This is a genomic window from Marinomonas sp. TI.3.20, from assembly GCF_038155025.1.
GTDB lineage: Bacteria > Pseudomonadota > Gammaproteobacteria > Pseudomonadales > Marinomonadaceae > Marinomonas > Marinomonas flavescens.
In genome coordinates this window covers 20,694-37,982 of sequence record NZ_JBAKAS010000001.1, presented here as the reverse complement: position 1 = coordinate 37,982, position 17,289 = coordinate 20,694, and the positions used below count along the sequence as shown (strand labels likewise).

Here is a 17,289-nt window from a genome sequence, read left to right as displayed (position 1 = left end):
AGGTCCTAGGTGGGCGAATAAGCAAAAGACAACAAACCTGAGCCCACCTGAGCCAAGTTATTGTCTTAAGTCTCATCAATCCCATCCGATAGTAAATCGAATTTGGACTTCTTTGCCACGAGCTTGAGGCTCAATTATGTTGACAAAGAATCTTTGCAAATTGCAAAGAAGATTACTCCCCTAAGAGGATGCGAATAATAAAGTACTTTACACTCTAAAACAATACGAGCGACAAAAGCCGCTCGTATTAACACTTAGAGACTAATTAGAGTTCTTTATTTAAAGAGGTGCATATCGCCTCGTAACCCTTTAAATAAGCCAACACACATAATAAGCATTAGCAGAGTAAATGGTAGACCGATAGTTACTGCAGCAGCTTGAATTGCAGATAGTGCTTCTGAACCACCACCAACAAGCAAGGCAATCGCGATAACACCTTCTAAAACAGCCCAAAAAACTCGTTGAACCATAGGCGCATCAGTTTTACCGCCAGCGGTAATACCATCAATCACCAGTGAGCCAGAATCCGAAGATGTGACAAAGAAAACCAAGACGAGAACGATACCAATAAACGATGAAATCGACGTTAGTGGTAAATTTTGAAGCATTTGGAACATGGCAAGTGACACATCGGTAATACCACCAGCAAGTGCACCAGTACCTGTTTCAATTTGTTCTATGGCAGAGCCGCCAAAAATAGACATCCAAACCAAAGAAACCAGTGTTGGAACCAACAATACTGCAGTTAGGAACTGACGAACGGTTCGTCCACGAGAAACACGCGCGATAAACATACCAACGAATGGTGACCAAGAAATCCACCAAGCCCAGTAGAACACAGTCCAACCGTGGTAGAAGGTTTGGTCATCACGTCCAATCCAATTACTTAGCGGAATGATGTTTTCGACATATCCTAAGAAGCTAGTACCAATTGCCGCGAAAATGGCACTGGTGTTACCCACAACGAGAACAAAGATAGCGAAAACCGCAGCGAGTATCATATTGATATTACTGAGGAGTTTTACACCACCTTCAAGACCACGAGCTACTGAGAATATTGCCACAGATGTTACACCACAGATCACGACAATCTGAGTGGTAAGGGTGTTAGGAATATTAAATAAAAAGTGTAAGCCACTGGCTGCTTGTTGTGCCCCAAGACCTAATGACGTTGCCAAACCAAAGATAGTAGCAATGACGGCGAGAGTATCGATGACATGGCCAGTTACCCCCCACACTTTTTCACCAAATAGAGGATAAAACGCAGAACGAATAGTTAGAGGTAGGCCTTTATTGTAAGCAAAGAAAGCAAGTGACAATGCGACAACGGCATAAATAGCCCAAGGGTGAAGGCCCCAATGAAACATGGTAGCGCCTAATGCAAGCTTAGCTGCTTCAGGTGTTCTCGCTTCAACGTTTAATGGTGTACCGTACCAATCTGTGTAGTAGCCAGCAGGTTCGGCCACACTCCAGAACATTAGACCAATCCCCATACCGGCTGCAAACAGCATAGAAAACCAAGTGATGGTGGAATGTTCGGCTTTTGCGTCTGTACCGCCTAAACGGATTTTACCCATAGGAGATAAAATGAGGCCAATACAAAAGAGCACAAAGATATTTCCTGAGATCATGAAGAACCAGTCGAAATTATCAATCGCCCAAGTTCGAGCTCCCATTAACATTTCTTTAGCACCAGCAGGAAACAAGATAGTCCCAATGATAAAGGCAAAAATAATGATCGCACTAGTACTAAATACAGGGTTTAAGATATCCATCCCGAGGAAGCGAATATTATCTTGACCCACTGTATATGAGGTATTGTAGTCTTGCCGGCCGTTGTCCGGTGCCTTGTGTTTCATAGATCTCTCCTGAATAAGTGAACACGTTCTGAATCTTCTAAACAAAATACCAACAGCCATTTGGCCAGTGTGTTACCACTCCATGCTCATCATAAAAAAATGGATAGAGATAGGCTGTTCTTTTAGCGCCATGAATTGTTCTATTTCACCCTTTTTTAACGTGCGCATTAAGATTTCAATCTGACGTAATGCCCAGCATTAAAAACGGGTATTTAGACGAATTTTAAGACAATAACAGGCTTTATATAATTAGTAGCTAAGTTACATTAATCGAAAAATCGATGGCGTTAATTATTTTGTTTAGCGATGTGTATTTAGGTAAGCATATTATGCTGTGTTTACCTAAAACGAGGATAAAGAGGAGCACCGTCCAGTGCTCTCCTTATAAATAGGTGGGCTAGGGTCACATTTATTTGTTTAGATGTCAAACCATCGTCAAAAAAGAGGACCTTAAGGGAGGAACAGTTCAAGTAACTCATTTAGAAAAAGTTTGCCCTTTTCGGTTGTTTGCACTTGGCCTTTTTGCCACTGCTCAGAATCCAGTAATCCTCTGTTCAGTGCCGTATTACAGGCTTTTAATAAAAAATCGGGTATCGCTTGATAGGTGTAACCTTGATAATCTTTTAAATCAAATGTTTCAAATAAGCGCAAGCGATTCATCATAAACTCTAAAGGTAAATCTTCTTGCTCTATGGATTCTTTAATCACTAGGGCTTCTGGAAGGTTGCTCAGATAATGACTTGGGTGACGTGTTTTTCGTGTGCGAAATATTTGTCCATCAGGTAGCGTTATTTTTCCGTGAGCACCAGCCCCAATGCCAATATAGTCACCAAATCGCCAATAGTTCAGATTATGGGCCGCTCGACGATTTACTTGTGAATTCGCAGATACTTCATATTGTGCGTAGCCGTGTTTTGCGAGTAAAGCTTGTCCTGCGTCTTGTATACCCCATAGAGTATTATCTTCCGGCAGCGTGGGTGGTCGGCGATAAAACTCGGTATTTGGTTCGATGGTGAGCTGATACCAAGACAAGTGTTCTGGATTGAGTTGGATCGCAAGTTTGAGGTCTTCCAATGCCATTTCTTGGCTTTGATCAGGTAAGCCGTGCATTAAATCTATATTAATATTATCGAAACCTGCAAGGCGAGACTTATCCACAGCATGAATGGCCTCCTCTCGGTTGTGGATTCTTCCTAGAGTTTTCAACAGGTTTGGTTGAAAACTTTGGATACCAATAGAAAGACGATTGATGCCAGCTTGGCGAAAATGGCGAAATTTCTCTTGTTCAAAGGTGCCTGGATTCGCCTCCATGGTGATTTCAGCATTATCCACCCAAGTTAGCTTGTCTCGCAGTGCATCCATTAAGCGGTAATAAAAATCTTCGCTCATTAAGCTGGGGGTACCACCGCCAATAAAGGCCGTTTGGATAGGTCGGCCTGACACATAAGGCAAGTCGGCGTCTAAATCCGCTAATAACTGAGTCAAATAAGCTTCTTCAGGTAGCTTACCATTTTGTTCGAAGCGATCTGCTTGGTGCGAGTTGAAGTCGCAGTAAGGACATTTTTTCACGCACCAAGGCAAATGAATATAAAGACTAAGAGGCGGCAAACTGGCTGTATGGTCGATCATAGAGAAGCGCTTTGTTGTTGGAAGGCCACTAATAGTTGCTTGAGTGCTTTTGCGCGATGGCTAATTTGGTTTTTTACTTCTTTTGGTAAGCTTGCTGCACTGCAACCGCATTCAGGAACATAAAATAACGGATCATAACCGAAGCCTTCAAGCCCTTCCGTAGACGTTAAAATACGACCTTCCCATACACCGTGGAATACCAGTGGTATTGGATCATCTTTATGGCGTAAATACGCTAGAACACAATGGAATCGCGCGGTACGTTTTTGTTCATCAACGCCTTCTAGCTTTTTCAGTAGTAAGGTGTTGTTCGCTGCGTTATTGCCATGATCTCCAGCAAAACGGGCAGAATAGATGCCTGGAGCGCCATTCAGAAAGTCTACTTCAATACCAGAATCGTCAGCTAAAGCAGGTAACCCTGTATGGGCGCAAGCATTGCGAGCTTTTAAAATCGCATTTTCGATAAACGTCAGACCCGTTTCATCTGCTTCTGGCACGTCGAAGTCATCTTGCGGCTTTACATCAAAGCCCAGACCACTTAGTAACGCGTTAAATTCAGTAATTTTACCAGCATTGTTACTGGCTAATACGATGGTTTGGCTCATCGTGTTTCCTCTACAGTGGTTGCTGCGTGATGACGTAAAAAGGCGACAATATGGTCGCCTCTTTTCGTGTTCTTCTGTGTATAAATAGGTTTAACGAGTGATGTGAAAAATGGCTGTTTCACTAAACATATTGGGCATAGTGCGAATCCACCAATGATCCCTTAGATGTCCATCAACGGCGGCCCAACGTAAAATTTTAATGTCTTTTTCATGGCATAAGCGTTCAAAATCTTGAAACGTGAAAAAGTGGATGTTGGGTGTGTCGTACCAATTATAGGGTAAAAAATCGGACACTGGCATACGGCCTTTTAAGGCCAAGTGAAGACGGCTACGCCAATGGCCAAAGTTAGGGAAAGTGATGATGCATTCTTTACCAATACGTAGCATTTCGTCGATCAGCAAATCAGGGCGGCGGAACTGCTGAAGTGCGTGAGTCATCAGCACAAGATCGAAGCTGTGATTTTCGAAGTTTTGTAGCCCTTCATCGATGTTTTGCTCTAGTACCGGAATGCCTTTTTCAATACAGGTGTTCAAGTCATCAGGATCAATTTCTAAGCCGTAGCCAGTGACTTTTTTATTTTCTATCAAGTGGTGAAGCAGTTCACCGGGTCCGCAAGCCAAATCTAATACGCGCAAATTAGGCTGGATCCATTCGTCGATCATTTCTAAATCAGAACGCATTATTGGGCCTCCATCGAGATACGGTTACCAATGCGAGTTAAAAAGCTGTTTAGCGTAGCCATGTACCGTGGGATTGGAAACAAGAAAGCATCGTGGCCTTCTGCGGCTTCAATTTTAGCGTAGGATACGTGTTTTCCTGCTTTTACTAAGGCATTGACGATTTCTTCACTGCGCTCTGGAGCAAAGCGCCAATCTGTAGTGAAGGAAACCAATAAAAACTCACATTGGGCACGGCTCAATACAGCAGATAAATCCCCATTTGTCTGTGCCGCAGGGTCGAAATAATCCAGCGCTTTAGTCATCAGCATATAGGTGTTCGCGTCAAAACGTTTTGTGAAGGCTTCACCTTGATAACGTAAGTAACTTTCTACTTCGAACTCAATGCCGTAGTTATATTGGTAGCTATCATGGCGCATCTGGCGGCCAAATTTGGAACCCATAGCATCATCTGATAAATAGGTAATATGCCCTAGCATGCGCGCTAAACCGAGTCCGTTTGTGGGAACGGATTTCTCATCTAAATAATGACCATGGTGGAAATCAGGATCGCGACGAATAGATTGGCGAGCGACTTCATTAAAGGCGATATTCTGAGTGGATAAATTGGGGGCTGAAGCAATAACAACCGCGGCGTTAAGGCGTTCTGGAAAGCGGATACTCCATTCGAGCACTTGCATACCTCCAAGACTACCGCCGACAATGGCCGCAAAGGTTTGGATGCCTAATCGATCCGCTAACCGTGCTTGGCTTTCTACCCAATCTTCCACAGTAACGATAGGGAAATTTGCTCCCCAAGTTTGACTGTTTTCAGGATTGATACTGGTCGGGCCTGTACTGCCGCAACAACCTCCAAGATTATTCAGACTGATCACAAAAAATCGATCCGTATCGATGGCTTTTCCTGGTCCAATAGCACTGTCCCACCAGCCTGGTTTTTTGTCTGACATGGTGTGATAACCGGCCGCATGATGGTCACCACTTAGGGCATGACAAATCAAAATAGCATTGGAGGCACTGGCATTAAGCGCTCCATAAGTTTCGTAAACAAGTTGATAGGTTAGTAACTCTTGGCCACAAGACAGAGTGAGAGGCGTCTCGAACTGTGCGATTTGTGGTACCACAATACCAACAGAATCGACTGGAATAGCGTCCGGCATAGGTTTTAGGTGTCCTGGTGAAAGTAATCAGGCTTCCAATAAAAGCTCTGATTGACTGTATGAATCTTGGTGCACAGTCTAGCGGTTGCGGTAGACCTCATCAAGAGAGGCGAAGAGAAATGCTCTCTCAGTAAGGTTTGATAAAAGGTATAAATGCCTCAAGTCAGTGCCGACAGTCAGCTAAAGTGACTTTGTCGTGCACTGTGTAGTTACATGGTATTAAGCGTGTTCTTGGCTAATTTCAAATAGACGATAGACCAATTGGCCAGCGATCTTTTCTTTTCGTAATGACCAAGAAGGGGGCAACACAGGCAGCGCAGCTTCTTTTTCCATCTCTATGTAAACTAAGGCATTATCTGCTAACCAACCGTTTTCTAAAAGTGGGACAATCTGAGCCAACCAGTTTTTACGAAATGGAGGGTCAAGAAAGACAATATCAAGAGCTTGAGGAGGCGCTGTGGCTAAAAACTCAGCGGCATTTTGCTGAACTACTTGGTAGTTTTCAGCTTTTAGAGTGATCAGGTTTTGTTTCATTTGTTGTTCAACAATACGAGAATTGTCGACAAACAATGCGCTTTTTGCACCACGAGACATTGCCTCTAATCCTAGTGCGCCGGAGCCACAGAATAGATCCGCGCATTTGGCGCCAGGTATTTCATTATTAATCCAGTTAAAGAGTGTTTCTCGAACCCTATCTGGTGTTGGTCGTAGCCCTTCTATCTTTGGAATAGGGAGCTGTCTTGAACGCCATTCGCCGGAAATAATGCGCAGTTTAGTTGCTCTTTCTTTGGATTTTGTCGATGAGTGAACGGTTACTTTCTTTTTCATTTATTGACCTGAATTTCTTGATAAGAAGACGTTATGAACAGTGAATTGAGTGCTGCTTTATAATCATCTTGGTTAAAAGTGTCGATGGCATTTTGATACGTTTTAGCAAACTGAGCTAATGTGAGTGTACTGTTTTCTTGAGTGGTTGTGGTAGCAAGATTACTCCACCAACTTGGATTTAAGGTACTTTGCGCAAGCTGATTTTTTACGCTTTTCAATAATAGCGTAAACCGTTTTTTATCATGGATAGAAGGTATCTGAGTGTTATCAATAAAGCTTCTTGCTGTCATCCTGACATTGGCAGGTGTTTTTTCACGGGGCGTTTTATTTGTATAGTGGATAATCCAGCGGGCCCAAGGGTGTTCTGCGGATAGCGTCAAATAAAGTTGCGCTTCGTTAATATCGTTTTGACTGTTAAAAGTATTGACCATATCAGTTCCCCATACTTGTAAGCTGAGCCATTGCTTCACAGAGGAAAGTGGTGTGATGGCAATCGCACTTTGGGTTTCGATAAGGGTGGCACCTTGGCCATGCTGGCTGGTTGAAGTGCTCTTTGTGTTAATAATCGAATCGGTATCATTGGTAGCTAATGCGAGTTTTTGACTAAGATGATTTAAGCTCGCTTTGATGGCCTTTTGGGTCTGTTTTGTCATATTACCAATGACAAAAATGGCCGTAGTTTGATGCGTTAGTTGCTTATAGTTATTACTGATGGCCGCGAGAGTAATTGTTTGTGTTTTTGTCGTGATTTGATGGGGAAACAATTTTTGCTCTAGCTCTTGTTGAATTGACTGTGATTTATTTTCCTGTCTATGCCAGCGCTCGAAAGCGCGCGCTTTAAATTCAGGCGACGGCAGCCATTGGTTAATAATATCTAGAGTTGGTGCTAGGTAGGTTGGCTCACTATTTATGGTAAAACCAATGTTTTGGCTTTCTTGATCATAGTAGCTGCTCACTTTTGCTGCCAATGGCGCTAATCTTTGATTAATCGTAGAGGTGCTTAATGGGAGTGAATCTCCCATTAATAAAGAAAGTGTTGCGCTGGTTAGTGATGGGTTTTGCGAGTTTCTTTTAAAGGCAAAGCGCAGTTCTAATTTGTTACTCCCTTTCCAGCTGTCTTGAGCAAGCCAAATAACAGGGATTCCAGAGTTTGTTTTCCATGTAGTGACTGCCGGTGTGGGGAACGGAGTGGCAGGTGCGGTTAAATTTAAGACCCAAATGACCAAGGTTGATAGCACCATAATAACGGCTAAAACAGGGCGACTAAAAAGAGGTTTTTTACTGCTAAACATGTCGAACCATAAGAAAGACAGACGTGATGTGGTTTTTCCACAAAACTAGACCTGTTTGCCAATAGGAATGATGATAAAATCATCGCTTTCAGTGCCAATGCTAATGGCTTCTGTATTGAATAATAGCATTTCACTGGTGTAAACAGCACCAGTCTAGACATAAGAGACCGACTTAATGGAACTTGTTAACCAGCTTATTGCTTTATTAACACCGTATCTTGGTGAGTATGCCCGATATGCCCCGATTGTTATTGGTACTGCATTGGCTATTTTAGCCATCGTTATTAAGCGCCGTACTGTGAAAAGTTTGCGTGCAGATATTAAGTCTGCAAAGAAAAAGGGTACAGAAGAAGAGAAAACGGAACAATTAGAAGAAACATCGTCGAGTTCTGATGCCCTTGAACAGGAAGTAAGTGCTGAGCAATCTGCTAAATCCATGTCAGAGGGCGCAGTTGAAGCTGAGACAACATCCACTACGATGGAACACACGGCAACAGCGATTGACAAAACGCCTGAGAAACCAACATTGTCTTGGTCTCAACGAATAAAATCAGGACTATCTCGTACTCGAAATGGGTTGGGTAGTGGTTTGTCGTCGATTATTTCTGGCAGCAAAAAAGTCGATGAAGATCTATTAGAAGAACTAGAAACGCAGTTATTGATGGCCGATGTTGGTATCGATGCGACGCAGTCTTTGATGGACGAATTAACGGATAAGCTGAAACGCAAAGAACTAAAAGACGCCGATGCCTTATTAGTCAGTTTGAAAGCGCAAATGCAAAGTATTCTAGTCGGTTCTCAAAAAGAGCTTGTACCAGTTAATCAGGAAGGTCCGTTTGTTATCTTGATGGTGGGTGTAAATGGGGTGGGTAAAACGACTACCATTGGCAAATTAGCGAAAAAATATCAACAAGACGGTAAAAGTGTGATGCTTGCGGCTGGCGATACTTTTCGTGCGGCAGCAGTAGAGCAATTACAAGTTTGGGGTGAGCGAAATAATGTCCCTGTGGTGGCTCAGCACACTGGTGCGGATTCTGCTTCGGTAATTTATGATGCTATCGAATCCGCTAAAGCCAAGGGCATTGATATTGTCATTGCCGACACTGCGGGACGTTTGCAAAACAAAACGAACTTGATGAACGAATTGTCCAAAGTGGTTCGCGTTATGCAGAAGCTTGATGTTAAAGCCCCTCATGAAGTGATGTTGGTGCTGGATGCCGGCACAGGACAAAATGCCTTAAGCCAAGCCAAGTTATTTACTGAAACCGTCGGTGTCAGTGGCATTACATTGACTAAACTAGATGGCACGGCGAAAGGCGGGATTATTTTTGCTATCGCCAAACAGTTTGGGCTGCCTATTCGTTATATTGGGGTTGGTGAGCAAGTCGATGATTTACGACCTTTTGTCGCAGAAGAATTTATTGACGCCTTGTTTGATAGTGAGTAAGAGTAAGCTACCAATATTATCTCTTACTGTTTGCCAATGAACTAAGGATACCGTGATAGCGTGGAAATTGAATTTCAGCGAGTTGGAAAGAAGTACGACAGCGGGCAAGAAGCTTTGTCGCAAGTGAGCTTTCACTTACAGCAAGGTGAAATGGCGTTTCTAACCGGTCATTCCGGTGCCGGTAAAAGCACCTTAATGAAGCTCATGATGATGATTGAACGTCAGACATCAGGCCAAATTCTGGTTGATGGTGTGGATTTACGTACGCTAAGTCGTCGTGCCATTCCTCAGCATCGACGACGTGTTGGTGTCGTTTTTCAAAACCATCAGTTATTGTTTGATCGAAGCGTTTTTCATAATGTAGCCTTGCCATTACAAGTGAGTGGTGCTGATCATGAGCAAATAGCAAAGCGAGTGCGTGCCGCTTTAGATAAAGTAGGGTTATTGGATAAAGAAAAATATAATCCAATGGCATTGTCTGGAGGAGAGCAGCAGCGTATTGGCATCGCGCGGGCGGTAGTCAATAAGCCTCAACTTTTGTTAGCAGATGAGCCAACAGGTAATTTAGACCCTAGGTTATCGTCAGAAATCATGAATCTATTTCAAGAATTTAACAATGTTGGTGTAACCGTGTTGGTTGCAAGTCATGATTTAGCCTTGGTTGCACGAATGCGACATCGCGTACTGACTTTAAATCAAGGGCGAATGGTGAATGATGGAGGGTTTGGTTAAATGTCTCAGAAACCTTCTCGTCGTGGTGCCACACGGCAATCTATTAAAGCGACAAAACATAACTGGCCGACGCGCCCTACCTTTAATATTGGACAATATCTTCGTCAGCATCAAGGCACTCTAACCGAGAGTTTTATGCGGTTAGTGAATTACCCTTTAGCGACCGTTATGACCGTTATGGTCATTGCGATTGCCTTGTCGTTACCCGGTGGTTTGTATGTTGTATTGAAAAACGTTCAATCCGTAACGGATAACTGGGAGCAGCAGTCGGTTATTACCCTGTATTTGTTTCCCCAAGTGGATGACACTAAAGCGTTGGCATTGTCTCATCGTCTGTCTGCTCGTGCGGATGTTGCGTCCGTTGATTATGTATCGAAAGAAGAGGGCCTACGCTATTTTGAACGATCTAGTGGTTATGAGCAGGTTCTATCGTCGTTGCCTGAAAATCCATTACCGATCGTGTTGAAAGTGGTGCCTAAAGAAGCGGTTAATCTGCAATCTTTATCGGACTTGCAAACCTTGCGAGATCAGCTTGCTGCTCAAAGTGGCGTGGAATACGCAGAATTAGATGCACAATGGTTACAACGCCTTGCGAATATACTGAGTTTTGGACAGCGATTTGTGTACGCTTTGTCTATTTTATTGGTCGTTGCTGTGCTGTTGATTGTCGGCAACACTATCAGAATGGCAGTAGAAAGTCGGCGAGATGAAGTGCTTGTTATGAAGTTGGTTGGAGCCACCGATAGCTATATTCGACGACCCTTTCTCTACATGGGGTTTTGGTTTGGGATATTAGGAGGGTTTTTCGCTACAGTGTGTATTCTCTTACTTAGCTGGTGGGTGAGCGCTCCGGCAGAACGATTAATCGAGCTGTATCATGGTGGTTTTCAGCTGCAGACTTTTAATGCAGGTGAAATTGTTTTATGTTTAACTATAAGCTCATTAATTGGCACATTAGGGGCGTGGATTGCCGTTAATCGCCATATTACACATATAGAGCTACAGTGACACAAATCATGTTTGTTTGATTGTTATACAAACAACACGGTTAATTCACATTTTTGTCACACACAACAGATATTAACTTGCTACTATCGATTCATAGACATTATGAACTTAAAAAGGTGGAAATAGAGATGGGTAAAGCTCTCCAGCCTACAGATATAATGATTCCAGGCCAGAATCTAGAATCTTACATACAGGCCGTCAGTAGAATTCCAATTTTGACTGCCGATGAAGAAAAGACATTAGCGGAAAGTCTTTATTATAAAGAAGACCTTGAGTCTGCTCGCACGTTGGTTATGTCACACTTACGATTCGTAGTTCATATTGCGAAAAGTTACTCAGGCTATGGTTTGGCCCAAGGTGATCTGATTCAAGAAGGCAATGTAGGCTTGATGAAAGCGGTAAAACGTTTTAACCCTGAAGTGGGTGTTCGTCTTGTTTCTTTTGCTGTTCATTGGATTAAAGCAGAAATCCATGAATTTATTCTTAAGAACTGGCGCATCGTGAAAGTGGCAACAACGAAAGCCCAGCGTAAAATGTTCTTTAATCTTCGTAGTGCTAAAAAGACATTGTCTTGGTTTAGTAACTCAGAAGTAGAATCTGTTGCCAGTGATTTAGGTGTTACGCCAGCAGTGGTTCGTCAAATGGAAGGACGTTTGAGTTCTTCTGATATGGCATTCGATGCCTCTGCTGATGACGATGATGACAGTGCTTTTCAAGCACCTTCTCAATATTTAGAAGATCATGCTCATAATCCAGCTACGCTATTAGAGAACGGTAATTGGGAAGCGGATTCAAACAGTCGCCTAGAAGACGCTATGTCTGATCTTGATGAACGCAGTCGTAATATTTTAGTACAACGCTGGTTATCTGACAGCAAATCAACACTGCATGAATTGGCCGATGAATATGGTGTTTCTGCTGAGCGTATTCGTCAGTTAGAAAAAAATGCAATGAAGAAAATACGTCTTGCTATGGGAGATGGTCAGTTTAGCTGATCCCTATTGGCCTGCTGGCATGAAAATTATAAAACCCTCTCAGTTTGCAGAGGGTTTTTTTATGCCTAGAATATGAAGTGTTTTATTTACTCTGCAGTTCATTGCCAGGTAAGAAGTGCCAGGTCCGAATAATTTCTAATTTATCTACGTTCTTCTTGAGCGCTTCTGGAAAAACCTCAAAAGGTGCTGCCAGTCGGACAATTCTCATGGCGGCATCATCGAGAACACGAATACCCGATGAATGTAGAACCTCGATACTATCAACATGCCCATTTGGCAATAGCATAACGGCTAAACGAAGTTGACCATATAAATGGTGACGTTTGGCTTCCGCTGGATAGTGAGTATTACCGATGCGTTCAATGCGCCTACGCCAATTATCAAGGTATTTAGCATCGACAGCTGCCTTGGCAGATACTGAGGTCAGTCGGCGTATTCTAGGTCGCTTAGCATAGGCTTGGCGTTGTCTATCTAATAAGGCTTCTAGAGTGGAAATATCACTAGAAAGGTGATCAGGAATTTGAGTTTCACCTTTAAAGCGCTCTTCAAGTGTTTTTTGTTGGTGGTCAGGTACTTTTTCAACTTTGAATACCGCATCAGGGTCATCTGTTGTTAACAGTTGCTTGTCTCTTACTGGTTCACTTGAGGCAATTTGGGGCTGTACTGGAGGGGTAATATCTTTAATGTTATCCGATAAGAATCGTGCCGTTTCTGTCGTGGTCAGTTTGTGCTTTCTAAGTTCTGTTCCACTGGCTTGCTGATTGGCTTGAGCGATAAAATCAGCTTCTTTAGGCGCTTCTGAAGTATGTTGAACTAACGTTATTTCAAGTGTTTTTGGTTTTGGGCTTGGCAGTGAGAAGTCAAACCCAACAAGCACTACCATTAGCACGTGTGCGCTAATGGCAATGAAGAGGGAAATTGTAAATCGATCTACTACCCGCATGATATGTTAGGAAGCTAAGCGGGCTTCTATTGCATCCATCAATACCATAGCGATGTTTAAACCAAATTGAGTGTCTAATTCACGGACACATGTAGGGCTGGTCACATTTATTTCTGTTAAATAATCACCAATCACATCAAGGCCAACGAACATAAGCCCTTTTTCTTTCAGAGAAGGAATGACTTGGTCACAGATCCAGCGATCACGATCGGTAAGCGGTTGACCTTCGCCTCGGCCACCAGCGGCTAGATTACCACGCGTTTCACCGGCTGCAGGAATGCGTGCTAGAGCGTAAGGAATAGGCTCACCATTGACCACTAAAATACGTTTATCACCTTGTTTGATCTCAGGGATAAATTTTTGCGCCATGATTTGTTCAGCGCCCATTTGGGTCAACGTCTCAATGATCACACTGACATTGGCGTCATCTGCTTTAAGGCGGAAAATAGAGCTCCCCCCCATACCGTCGAGCGGTTTAAAGATAACGTCACCGTGTTCTTGATGAAATGCTCTTAATAAACCGGCGCGACGTGTTACGAGAACCGGCGGACAGCATTCAGGGAATTGTGTTGCGAACAGTTTCTCATTGCAGTCACGTAGACTTTTGGGATCATTGACGACCATAGCGCCATCACGTTCGGCTTGCTCAAGAATCATAGTGCTATAGACAAACTCGCCATCAAATGGTGGGTCTTTACGCATTAAAATAACATCTAAGTCACCTAATGCTATTTTACTTTCTTCACCTAAGTCATAAAAGTGTTTTGGATCTTTATGAACTTGTAAAGATCGCGCCATAGCGTAGGCTTTGCCGTTATCTAGGAACAGGTCTTTTTGTTCCATATAAATGAGTTGCCAGCCTTTTTCAGCCGCAGCCCATAACATGGCGAGAGAAGTGTCTTTTTTGTAATTAATGGCTCCAATCGGATCCATTACAATACCAAGTTTGATTGTCATGTGTTATTTCCTAAAGCGATGAGTCAAAATTTAACTACTGCTTAAAATCGGTTTATAAGGACTAATGCTATAGAATATGGGGGCGCTGAGATAAAAAAACACCCTAGTGTTCCTTTTTGATTAAACTTAATCAACGTTATTTTATATCTTCATCCACACTGTATATTGTCCACTTTCGTAAGCTTTGCGTTTTTTCAGCATACACTTCGGCAATCACTCGTCGATTTTTTGCTCTGCCTTCTGGTGTGTCATTCTCTGCGATTGGCTTACTTTCTCCAAAACCAACCGCTTTCACTCGGTTTTGAGCAATTTTAAACTTATCTACAAGAATATCAGTAATCGCAGAAGCTCGATTCATCGATAAGGCTAAATTCCTTTCGTTATCGCCAACATTATCGGTATAGCCTTCAACACTGACCTTGGTATCCGGGTGAGCAATGAGAAAGTCAGCTAGGCGTTTGATTTGGCCATAAAAGAGCGGACTGACATCATATTTATCAGGTTTGAAGAGGATTTTTAGGTCCATAGACAGCACCGAAGTGCTTACCGTTGGGCAACCTTGAATAGACACGAAAGAGCCTAGTGGCGTATTAGGGCAGCTATCTCGAGCGTTGATGACACCGTCGTGATCGTCGTCCTTTAGTGTCTGAGGTTTTATTTTATCTCCATAAAGAGAAACACCATCAGCAGCGTGTAACGTTAAGCTTAAACTGACGGTGCTTAATAAAATCCTGCGTAGTAAGTTTATTGCCAGCCTCCGCTTTGTTTATCAGAGTCTAAAAACAGTTCTTTCTCGAGAGCTTTCTCATCTGTTTTTTGCGTGGTTGACTGTTTCACAGTATCTTGTTCTTTCACCATTACTGTTGAGCTTTTCTGCGCTTCTTTTTCGGCTGCTTTTAGTTTTTCGATCGGTGATGCTCCAGTAGGCGCCGGTTGCTTAGCATCAAACTCATCTTTAAAACCAAGTAGTGGTGGGCGATATATTCTGAATGCCCTCATCAAATCACCTTTGGCATTGAATAGGCGAAACTCTGAGAACAATTCATCGTAGTCTGCGTTGACATAGTCTTGTCGAGCTTGGAACAGTTCATTTTCACTATCAAGTACATCAAGAAGGGTGCGTCGACCAAGGCGAAATTGCTTCTCATAAGCGACTTCAGACTCTTTTGTCGCAACAACATATTGCTTAATGTGCTCTTTTTGTCCTGTGGTTGCTTCATAAGCGGCCCAAGCAAGACGAGTAGATAGTTCGGTGTCTCGAATCGTTTGTCTGCGTATTTCAGAGGCTTGAACCTGTTGTTGTGCTGCGACCTCTTTGTTACGTTTGTAGTTGCCGCCATTGTATAAATTGTAATTTAGTCTGAACATGGCCTGTAAGTCAGCATCTCGACCAGTAGTACCATCAACATTATTATTCCACGTTCGCTCTACCACAAAATTAACTGTTGGGTATTTGGCGCCTTCAATGGACTTTTTATAGTTCTCTGTTGCTTCTACATCCCATTTAGAACCTTCGATGGTTGGATTTTTTGACAGAGCTTGAGCGATCGCATCATCTAAGCTTTTAGGTAACAAGCTTTTATCAGGAACTGGGTAAATCATATCTTTTGGCGGCAATTGACCAACCGTATTTTTGTAGTTACTTTCTGCATCGCGAAGATTATTTATGGCAGCATAACTATTAGCATACGCTTTTGCTAAGCGGGCGGTGATTTGACTCAAGTCAGATTTTCTACCAACCCCAGTATCGCTTTTTAACTTGATTTGACTATAGATTCGTTTGTGCGTTTCTAAATTCATATCTGCCAGATCCACAAGCTCTCGGTAACGCAGTACGTTTGCGTAAACCTGAGCGACGCTTAGGGCAGTATTTTCAACCGATACTAATGCATCCCAACGATCTGCCTCTGCTTCATTACTTAAGCGCTTAATGTCATAAGTTGTAGCAAAACCATTAAAAATAGGTTGAGTAAGGGATAAAGAAAGCTCTCTTCTTGTTAAGGTAATGTCATCTGAATTACTAACATCAGCGTAGGTCGTTTCTTTACCTACTCCTGCAGCAAGGTCAATGCTAGGATAAAAACCATTGTGCCGAGATATTTCTGTGTTTTGGCTTTCTTCTCGGAATTTGGCAATAGCTTGTCGAACGGTAGGACTATTATTGATCGCAGTGTAGGTCGCTTCTTCTAGTGTCGAAGCGTACAAATGTGTAGAGGAAAGAATGACCCCTAAGTAGGTTACACGCAGTATGAGAGTTCGCAATAACATGTCTTGTTTATCCCTTAATTTATCTTTTGTTGATGCTAAATCCATTTTGGCAATTAGTCTGTAGTGGTTGTGTTACATTAACAGGAATATCTTTTTAGATAAAACAGTTAAACGTCACCCCAAAGTAAATTTAGCGCGGTAAGTGCCACCACTGGAGCAGTTTCTGTCCTGAGTACGCGAGGCCCAAGAGCAATGGCGTTAAAACCGTGTTCTCTCGCGGCATCTACTTCTTGTTCTGTTAGTCCACCTTCCGGGCCGATCAATAAGGCGACTTGGTTATTGCTTGGTTGCTGATACTGAGAAATGGGTTTTGCGCTGTGATGATGCAGCGTCAATTTTAACATTTCGTTACAATTCGGCACCCAGTCAAGTAAGTTCATTGGCGCTTTGATCTTTGGCACTATGCCTCGACCGGATTGCTCAGCGGCACTGATGGCAATTTGCTGCCAATGTTGTAAGCGCTTTTCGAGGCGATCGTCTTGTAGTTTGACTTCGCAACGGGCGCTGAAAAGCGGTTGAATTTCATAAACGCCAGATTCTACGGCTTTTTGAATCGCATAATCCATCCGTTCTCCGCGCGAGAGCGTTTGTCCAATCGTTACTTTAAGTGGGGACTCGTTATTTAGTGTTTCGAAGTTTGATAGTTGGACATGAGCCGAACGTTTTTCAACATCACAAAGTTCACCATGATATTGACCACCCTGACCGTTAAACAAACGCATTGGATTGCCGTTTTTTAAGCGGAGCACTTTGCAAACATGCTGAAAGGCAGAATCAGGTAGCTCGACTTTGGAATTCTCAGCCAAGGCTATATCAACAAAAATTCGTGGGATTCGCATGTTTTCGTACGCTCCGTCAGTAACAAAAAGCCAATAAAAGAATGGATAA

General features: G+C 42.8%; 16 protein-coding genes and 1 riboswitch. Of the genes, 4 read left to right on the top strand and 12 right to left on the bottom strand.

What is annotated here, in order from left to right:
- Window position 1: 1 nt before the first annotated feature.
- A riboswitch (yybP-ykoY riboswitch) is annotated at window positions 2–193 on the bottom strand.
- An 82-nt stretch (window positions 194–275) separates the two neighbouring features.
- The 7 genes from V6259_RS00165 to V6259_RS00135 all read right to left on the bottom strand — a co-directional run bounded on the left by V6259_RS00165 (window position 276) and on the right by V6259_RS00135 (window position 8,051).
- Window positions 276–1,859 (bottom strand): BCCT family transporter, encoded by a 1,584-nt coding sequence (locus V6259_RS00165; RefSeq protein WP_341582858.1) that lies wholly within the window; start codon window positions 1,857–1,859, stop codon window positions 276–278.
- Window positions 1,860–2,309: 450 nt separating this feature from the next.
- Window positions 2,310–3,488, bottom strand: coding sequence for a radical SAM family heme chaperone HemW (gene hemW, locus V6259_RS00160; RefSeq protein WP_341582857.1), 1,179 nt, complete (start codon window positions 3,486–3,488; stop codon window positions 2,310–2,312).
- On the bottom strand, window positions 3,485–4,093 hold the full coding sequence (gene rdgB, locus V6259_RS00155; RefSeq protein ID WP_341582856.1) for an RdgB/HAM1 family non-canonical purine NTP pyrophosphatase: 609 nt from the start codon (window positions 4,091–4,093) through the stop codon (window positions 3,485–3,487). The genes hemW and rdgB overlap by 4 nt, the downstream gene beginning before the upstream one ends.
- Window positions 4,094–4,183: 90 nt before the next feature.
- Window positions 4,184–4,774, bottom strand: coding sequence for a methionine biosynthesis protein MetW (gene metW / locus V6259_RS00150; protein WP_341582855.1), 591 nt, complete (start codon window positions 4,772–4,774; stop codon window positions 4,184–4,186).
- Window positions 4,774–5,931 (bottom strand): homoserine O-succinyltransferase MetX, encoded by a 1,158-nt coding sequence (metX, locus tag V6259_RS00145; RefSeq protein ID WP_133012547.1) that lies wholly within the window; start codon window positions 5,929–5,931, stop codon window positions 4,774–4,776. Before metX ends, metW begins: the two co-directional genes overlap by 1 nt.
- Before the next feature lie 219 nt (window positions 5,932–6,150).
- Window positions 6,151–6,759, bottom strand: coding sequence for a 16S rRNA (guanine(966)-N(2))-methyltransferase RsmD (gene rsmD, locus V6259_RS00140; RefSeq protein WP_133012546.1), 609 nt, complete (start codon window positions 6,757–6,759; stop codon window positions 6,151–6,153).
- A complete protein-coding gene (locus V6259_RS00135) occupies window positions 6,756–8,051 on the bottom strand; it encodes an insulinase family protein (RefSeq protein WP_341582854.1) in 1,296 nt (431 codons plus the stop codon). Before V6259_RS00135 ends, rsmD begins: the two co-directional genes overlap by 4 nt.
- Window positions 8,052–8,226: 175 nt before the next feature.
- Between V6259_RS00135 and ftsY the strand changes: the two genes are divergently transcribed.
- The 4 genes from ftsY (at window position 8,227) to rpoH (ending at window position 12,233) form a co-directional block, all read left to right on the top strand.
- Window positions 8,227–9,498 carry a signal recognition particle-docking protein FtsY gene (gene ftsY, locus V6259_RS00130; protein WP_341582853.1) on the top strand — a complete coding sequence of 424 codons (1,272 nt, stop codon included), beginning with the start codon at window positions 8,227–8,229 and terminating at the stop codon, window positions 9,496–9,498.
- A 60-nt stretch (window positions 9,499–9,558) separates the two neighbouring features.
- Complete coding sequence (gene ftsE / locus V6259_RS00125) at window positions 9,559–10,230, top strand: cell division ATP-binding protein FtsE (protein ID WP_133012543.1); 672 nt, start codon at window positions 9,559–9,561, stop codon at window positions 10,228–10,230.
- On the top strand, window positions 10,231–11,238 hold the full coding sequence (gene ftsX, locus V6259_RS00120) for a permease-like cell division protein FtsX (protein ID WP_341582852.1): 1,008 nt from the start codon (window positions 10,231–10,233) through the stop codon (window positions 11,236–11,238). It abuts the gene before it with no gap.
- Between the two features lie 128 nt (window positions 11,239–11,366).
- Window positions 11,367–12,233, top strand: coding sequence for an RNA polymerase sigma factor RpoH (rpoH, locus tag V6259_RS00115; protein WP_133012541.1), 867 nt, complete (start codon window positions 11,367–11,369; stop codon window positions 12,231–12,233).
- An 82-nt stretch (window positions 12,234–12,315) separates the two neighbouring features.
- Here rpoH and V6259_RS00110 read toward each other — a convergent pair whose 3' ends face one another.
- The 5 genes from V6259_RS00110 to V6259_RS00090 form a co-directional block, all read right to left on the bottom strand.
- Window positions 12,316–13,116: an energy transducer TonB gene (locus tag V6259_RS00110; RefSeq protein ID WP_240537105.1), complete on the bottom strand. Its 801-nt coding sequence runs from the start codon at window positions 13,114–13,116 to the stop codon at window positions 12,316–12,318.
- A 66-nt stretch (window positions 13,117–13,182) separates the two neighbouring features.
- Window positions 13,183–14,133, bottom strand: coding sequence for a glutathione synthase (gshB, locus tag V6259_RS00105; RefSeq protein ID WP_341582851.1), 951 nt, complete (start codon window positions 14,131–14,133; stop codon window positions 13,183–13,185).
- A gap of 136 nt (window positions 14,134–14,269) precedes the next feature.
- A complete protein-coding gene (locus V6259_RS00100; protein ID WP_341582850.1) occupies window positions 14,270–14,704 on the bottom strand; it encodes an OmpA family protein in 435 nt (144 codons plus the stop codon).
- Window positions 14,705–14,877: 173 nt separating this feature from the next.
- On the bottom strand, window positions 14,878–16,401 hold the full coding sequence (locus V6259_RS00095) for a TolC family outer membrane protein (RefSeq protein ID WP_341582849.1): 1,524 nt from the start codon (window positions 16,399–16,401) through the stop codon (window positions 14,878–14,880).
- Window positions 16,402–16,508: 107 nt separating this feature from the next.
- On the bottom strand, window positions 16,509–17,240 hold the full coding sequence (locus V6259_RS00090; RefSeq protein WP_341582848.1) for a 16S rRNA (uracil(1498)-N(3))-methyltransferase: 732 nt from the start codon (window positions 17,238–17,240) through the stop codon (window positions 16,509–16,511).
- Between the last annotated feature and the right edge of the window lie 49 nt (window positions 17,241–17,289).